This is a genomic window from Streptococcus sp. 10824 (assembly GCF_013276595.1).
Taxonomy (GTDB): domain Bacteria; phylum Bacillota; class Bacilli; order Lactobacillales; family Streptococcaceae; genus Streptococcus; species Streptococcus pseudopneumoniae.
Window position 1 is genome coordinate 312 of the sequence record NZ_VMLH01000110.1, and the last position, 6,578, is coordinate 6,889.

Sequence of the window (6,578 nt, forward strand, 5' to 3'; positions counted from 1 at the left end):
CACAGCACAGCACAGCACACAGGTGAAAAGTCTGGACTTGAGAAATTAACTCTCACTTCCAAAGATGTTTTTACAGATAATATTTCAAAAATTGGTCAACTTTTTCCTGAAGTTCTGACGGAAAAGAGGGATGAATACGGCAGATTACATCCTGCGATTGACTTTGAGAAGCTTAAACAGTTTTTATCAGAGGAAATTGTGGATGGTCGAGAATCCTATGAGTTTACTTGGGTTGGAAAGCGTGAAGCTATTGCAGAAGCTGGGCGACCAACTACCAAAACCTTAAGACCAGATCTTGATGAAAGTGTTGACTTTGAAAACAGTGAAAATGTCTTTATTACTGGAGATAATTTAGAAGTCTTGAAAATCTTACAAGAATCCTATCTAGGAAAAATCGATATGATTTATATCGATCCACCCTATAATACAGGGAAAGACTTTGTATACTCTGATAAGTTCCAAAAAACAGACGAAGAGTTGAAGGAAGAGATGGAACTTTTGGATGAAGAAGGACGCCAAGTAATTGGGCTCACAAAAAATGAAAAAACTTCGGCCCGTTATCACTCAGACTGGCTCAATATGATGTATCCACGTCTCCGCCTAGCACGTAATCTCCTCAAGGATTCAGGTGTTATCTTTATTTCTATCGATGATAATGAACAAGCTAACCTGAAAGCTATCTGTGATGAGATATTTGGGGAGGAGAATCTCGTTCAAACGATTGCTTGGAGAAGAAGTGATAATCAGCCTAATATAGGTAAAGCTGCTAGAGTAAAAGAATATATATATGTGTATTCAAAGGATTATTCTAGAGTTACATATGGACGGTTACCACTTTCAGATACAGCTAAGAAAGAATATGCTTATGAAGATTTAAAAGGAAAATATGGGAGAGGCATCCTACGTGATGAAGTTCGAGGAAGGTTTAATTATGAAATTCTAAGTCCTGCTGGAAAAGTACTTATGGGACCATGGATGGTTTCGGAAAAAGATTTTCACCAACTTTTAAAAGATGACAAAATTCATTGGCCAGAAAATGGAGGAGTTCCAAGAACAAAGATATATTTAAGTGATGCAATGAAGAATGGTCAACTATCTAATGATTTTTGGAATGTAGAGTTTGGAACAAATCAACGTGCCAATACTGAAATTAAGAAGTTATTTGATTTTAGAGTATTCGATTTTTCTAAGCCGACAAAACTATTATTAAATTTGTTAGGATTAGGTGCAAGTATAGAAACCGCCCTTATTCTTGATTTCTTCGGTGGTTCTGGTACTACGGCAGACGCAGTTATGCAACTGAATGCTGAAGATGGTGGAAATCGTAAGTTTATCTTATGTACTTTGGATGAAGAAGTAGCTGATAAGTCTGCTGCTAAAGAAGCAGGTTATGAAACTATTGATCAGATTTCACGTGAGCGGATTCGTCGTGCTGCTGCCAAGATTCAGGAGGAGTATCCTGAGTTGGTTGGCAAGCAGGACTTTGGATTTAAGGCTTATAAGTTAGACTCTTCTAATTTCAAAGATGTTTCAGCTCGACCTAATCAATTTATCCAGGGAGAACTATTTGATAGTGTATCCAATATCAAGGAAGGACGTACTGGCCTTGACTTACTTTTCCAAGTGATGCTGACATGGGGAATGGAACTGTCACTAGCCATTGACTTGGAGAAAGTAGCAGGCGCAGAAGTTTATGATGTAGATCAAGGATCACTTATGGCTTGTTTTGAAGATGAAATATCAGAAGAAGTTATCCATCATATCGCTCAAGCACAACCACTCCGTGCTGTTTTCCGTGATAGTTCATTTGCCAATTCAGCAGATAAGATTAACGTAAGTGAAATCTTCAAAGAATTATCACCTCATACAAAAGTGAAGGTGGTGTAATGTGAGCGAAATTCTAGATTTTAAAGATAGAGATATAGACTATGAGATTAATTTAAAATGCAATTCGATAGATATTGTGCGTTCAGCTAGGATTAATACGAGTAAAAGATTGTACGAATATGCTGAAAATAAAGATAGATTAGCTTTGTCGGCTTTGTTTTCCATATATTCTTTGCTTGTCCAGAATTTTGTTGCTAAGTTGAATTATAATGAGAGAGCTCTGAAACTACATTATCATCAGTTGGAATTAGAAGACTTTTTACTTGAATTAAAATCAATTATTTTCCAAAGATCACTTAGTGATGATGAAAAAATTAAAAAATACCAACAGATAATGTCAAGGTATCAAATTAGTTTACGAGGAAATGAAAATCATTCAGATTATGATCATAAGTGTGCTAAAAAGTATCAGAAGAAAAAATATGGTCAAGGCAATTCGCAATCTGACAAGGAATCTAAAGTAACAGATGAGACAAGTGAAGATGATAAGAAAAAGTGTTGGCTGAAAAATGCCTTTATTTATATTGAGCAATTTATCAAGAGATATGATTTTAGTTGGAATAAAATCATTATTTGGTTTCAATATTTATTGATTCCATTAGTTCTTATCTGGTATTTGGTTTTATCTTAAAAGTAATAAATTCTAAAGAAGAAAATAAATTATGAAACTACAATTTAAAAAACAACAATTTCAGTTGGATGCGGTGAGTGCCATTGCAGATTTATTTCAAGGGCAAGCCAAACATACTGGAGTTCAGTATATGGCGGATCCAGGTCGTCTCAAGTCAGATGAGGTAGATTTGGTTTTAGATGCTTATCGAAATGCACCGATTCAATTGAGTCAAGCAAGTGTACGAGAAAATGTTCATGCCATGCAAACTCGCTATGGTTTACGCCCTTCTGATAGTCTTTCTATTGATATGATTGCTGGAAGAGAAGCTTATAATTTTTCAATAGAGATGGAGACGGGAACAGGGAAGACCTACACTTATATCCGTACAATTATGGAGTTGAATAAACGGTATGGCTGGCTTAAATTTGTCATTGTCGTTCCAAGTGTAGCCATTCGTGAAGGGGTTCTCAAGTCATTACAAATTATGTCAAGCCACTTTCAGATGGAGTATGGCAAACAACCACGCTATTTTGTCTACGATTCTTCACGTTTAGGTGATTTGGATAGTTTTACCAATTCGTCAGACCTTCAAATTATGGTCATCAACTCTCAAGCCTTTAATGCAAAAGGCAAAGATGCGCGACGGATTCATTCTGAACAGGAAAGTTTCCGTTGGCGTCGTCCAATTGACGTCTTGGCAGCTATGAATCCGATTATGATTATTGATGAACCTCAGTCTGTTGAAGGGAAACAGACAAAGGAAAGACTAAAAGATTTCAAGCCATTGTTTACATTACGTTATTCGGCTACCCATAAGGAAAAGCATGATATGGTTTATAGATTGGATGCCATGGATGCTTACAATCAAAAATTAGTGAAGAAGATTGCAGTTAAGGCTATTGAGCAAACTGGGACGACCGGGACACAAGGATATCTATATCTACAAGAAATCATTCCACAAAAAACAGGAGCCCCCAAAGCAAAAATTGAGTTTGAAGTAAAAACGCAGTCAGGTGTCAAAAGGAAATTGAAGGTAGTGGAAGAACCCTTTGATTTATACGCTGAATCAGGGAATTTATCTGCTTATAAAGGAATGACCCTTAGTCACTTTGATGCAAGGGAGAACAAACTTCAAGTTGGCGTGACGCAAGAACTTCATGTTGGTGAAGTGATAGGGGAAGTGGATGAGTCGAGCATCAGAAGAATTCAAATCCGAGAAACTATAAAAAGTCATCTCGAAAAAGAAAGTAAACTGTACAATCGAAGAATTAAAGTATTATCCCTATTTTTCATCGATGAAGTGGCCAAGTATAAACAATATGATGAACATAATGATGCCTATAATGGTGAATACGCTCAGATTTTTGAAGAAGAATATCGAAATCAAGTAAACCAGTTTATCCGAACACAGGAACCAACTCCTTATCGTCGATATTTGGAGGCTAATCTTGAAGGAAATTCAGTTCATGCCGGTTACTTTTCGGTAGATAAAGTGAAGAAGTCAGATAAGACCATTTTTGTGGACTATAAATCTGCCAGTGAAAAGAAAAATAATCTTTCAAATGACATTGATGCCTATGACTTGATTATGAAGGACAAGGAGCGTTTATTGAGCTTTGAAGAGCCAGTTCGTTTCCTCTTTTCTCACTCAGCTCTAAAAGAGGGATGGGATAATCCTAATGTCTTTCAAATCTGTACGCTGAAGCAATCTTCAGCAGAGACTCGAAAACGTCAAGAAATCGGTCGTGGTATGCGTTTAGCAGTTGACCAAAACGGAATTCGTCAGGATTTTGAACTCTTAGGAAATGATGTTCATGAAATCAATAAACTGACAGTAATTGCAAATGAAAGTTATGATCAATTTGCTCGAAGTCTACAAGAAGAAATCAAAGAACTCTTAGCAGAACGTCCTGTAAAAGTGGATGTTACTCTCTTTACGAATAAAGTTCTAACGAATCAAGAAGGTCAAACAATACGAATTACCAAGGAACAAGCAGATTCGATTCATTTTGATTTGATTCGACAAGGCTATATAGACCGTGAAGGGCAATTGACTGCAGAATATTTTACTACAAAAGAAAATCATCAGTTACAACTGTCTGAAACACTAGCAGGTTATGAGGATAAGCTGGTAGAGATATTGGAGAGCGTTTATCATGCTGGACAGTATGAAATTGAAAATGCCAATAATGCGGTAATTCAATTCTCAAATGAGGTCAATCAAGAAAATATTGCCCGAAAAGAATTTTTAAATCTCTGGAAGCAAATCAATCGTAAGACGAGTTACCAAGTAGAGTTTGATGATGCGGAATTGGTAAAACATTCGGTTGACTATATCAATGAGAAATTAGTCGTTAGCAAACCAAGCTTTCATATAACTCAAGCAAGCGCTACTGAGATGAGTAAGGAAGAAGGTCTCCATCTCACAGTAGCTGAGAATGATCGTCAGCAAGAATATCTAACGGATTCGCAGATTATGACCAAATATGATTTACTAGGGGAAATTGCTGAACAGACTGGTTTAACTCGTAAATTGGTTGCGGAAATATTAAGTAAAATCTATGTCTACCAATTTGACAAGTTTAAACAAAATCCTGAAGAGTTTATTCTTAAGGTTTCAAAGCTCATTAATGAACAAAAAGCGAGTCAAATTATCAAGCATATCCAGTATAATGTGTTAAATGAAGAGTATGATATGGACTTGTTTTATGACAATCCTGAAACTGCTAACAGATCAGATGATCACTTACTTGAATCCAAAAAAGGGATTTACAATTTTGTAAAAGTTGATTCCAATACGGAGAAGACCTTTAAAGAATCTTTGGAACAATACGAGGATGTTCGTGTTTATGTGAAGCTACCAGGGAAGTTCAGTATTGCGACTCCGCTTGGGAACTATAACCCTGACTGGGCAATCGCCTTCCGTGAAGGTAGTGTCAAACATATCTATTTTGTTGCAGAAACGAAAGGCTCTATGTCTAGTCTTCAATTAAAACAAGCTGAGCAAGCAAAAATTGCCTGTGCGCGTGCTCATTTTAAAGCGTTAGCTCAAGCTGGATTGATTAGTGATCAGCACATCTATGATGTGGTTTCAAGTTACGAGGAATTATTAAATATTGTAAGATAGAGAGGTAAAAGAAATGGAATTTATTGTATATCGTAAGGGAAGAGAAGTAGCTGTTTTACAACGTAGGAGTGATGCAGAGAGATATGTGCGCTCTAAAACTGGATTTTTTGGTGAACCAGATGCTTACTATCAGATTGAACAAAGAGGTTGTTATTTGACAGAAGCAGCTGTAACTTACAAGGGATTGGCAGATGACTGTGATGAATTGATGACTTTGCGAAAATTCAGGGATTCTTATCTAGCTTTTAAAGATGGTGGTCAGGAGGAAATTGAATCCTACTATAAGATGGCTCCTCAGATTGTTGCCAAGTTAGAAGAACATTCAAATCGTGAGGAAATACTAGAGTCTATCTGGTCAGGACTTGTCTTACCTTGTGTTTCCTTGATTAAAATAGGAGAGAATCAAACTTGCCATCAATTGTATAAAACATATACACTAGAATTGTCTCAAAAAGTGGTCCAATAAAACGAGTAGAGTATAGGAAAAGAGTTCGGGTCCTCGCTAACTTGTATAGTGAAGAGACCCCCTATTCTATTTAGATCCCCAATACCAAAACAAACGTGTCAAACTAATCACTAATAGAACATACTTGGAAGATTTTGAATGGAATGAGGAAGATACAAAGGAAGACAATTTCTCTAGCTGGCTTGATGAAATGGTAGGATTGTAAGGGGGGATTTTTACCCCTTGGGTTTTAAGAGTATATATAATTAAGATAAACTAAAAAGACTAACACAAAAAAAGAAAGTAGAGAAAAGAAAATGAAGTTATTAAAGGGTTTGGGCTTTGCCTTGGTATTGTTTTACATGGTTATATTTATTGGAGTAAACTTTGTGACTGTTGGGGTTGATAATGATAAAAAAGAAGAAACAACAAAAGAGATACAAAGGTATGAATTGTTAGACTAGACTAAAATAAAAAAGCATTATACAATAGTAATATGAAATCAA

The 6,578-nt window shown here is 36.2% G+C and carries 5 protein-coding genes; all 5 read left to right on the plus strand.

Going from position 1 to position 6,578, the window contains the following annotated elements; genetic code table 11:
• Positions 1–198 precede the first annotated feature (198 nt).
• The 5 genes from HT701_RS09660 (at position 199) to HT701_RS09680 (ending at position 6,536) form a co-directional block, all read left to right on the plus strand.
• Complete coding sequence (locus HT701_RS09660; protein WP_119920102.1) at positions 199–1,887, plus strand: site-specific DNA-methyltransferase; 1,689 nt, start codon at positions 199–201, stop codon at positions 1,885–1,887.
• A 1-nt stretch (position 1,888) separates the two neighbouring features.
• Positions 1,889–2,518, plus strand: coding sequence for an SLATT domain-containing protein (locus HT701_RS09665; protein WP_050223618.1), 630 nt, complete (start codon positions 1,889–1,891; stop codon positions 2,516–2,518).
• 31 nt (positions 2,519–2,549) lie between these two features.
• Positions 2,550–5,627 carry a DEAD/DEAH box helicase family protein gene (locus HT701_RS09670; RefSeq protein ID WP_119920101.1) on the plus strand — a complete coding sequence of 1,026 codons (3,078 nt, stop codon included), beginning with the start codon at positions 2,550–2,552 and terminating at the stop codon, positions 5,625–5,627.
• A gap of 13 nt (positions 5,628–5,640) precedes the next feature.
• Positions 5,641–6,093, plus strand: a complete 453-nt coding sequence (locus HT701_RS09675; protein WP_023936107.1) for a CFI-box-CTERM domain-containing protein — start codon at positions 5,641–5,643, stop codon at positions 6,091–6,093.
• A 296-nt stretch (positions 6,094–6,389) separates the two neighbouring features.
• Positions 6,390–6,536: a hypothetical protein gene (locus HT701_RS09680; protein ID WP_000770987.1), complete on the plus strand. Its 147-nt coding sequence runs from the start codon at positions 6,390–6,392 to the stop codon at positions 6,534–6,536.
• The last annotated feature ends 42 nt before the right edge of the window (positions 6,537–6,578 follow it).

Coding starts and splice junctions, on each gene's coding strand:
- HT701_RS09670 (WP_119920101.1), top strand. CDS start 2,550: ATGAAACTACAATTTAAAAAACAACAATTTCAGTTGGATGCGGTGAGT.
- HT701_RS09675 (WP_023936107.1), top strand. CDS start 5,641: ATGGAATTTATTGTATATCGTAAGGGAAGAGAAGTAGCTGTTTTACAA.
- HT701_RS09680 (WP_000770987.1), top strand. CDS start 6,390: ATGAAGTTATTAAAGGGTTTGGGCTTTGCCTTGGTATTGTTTTACATG.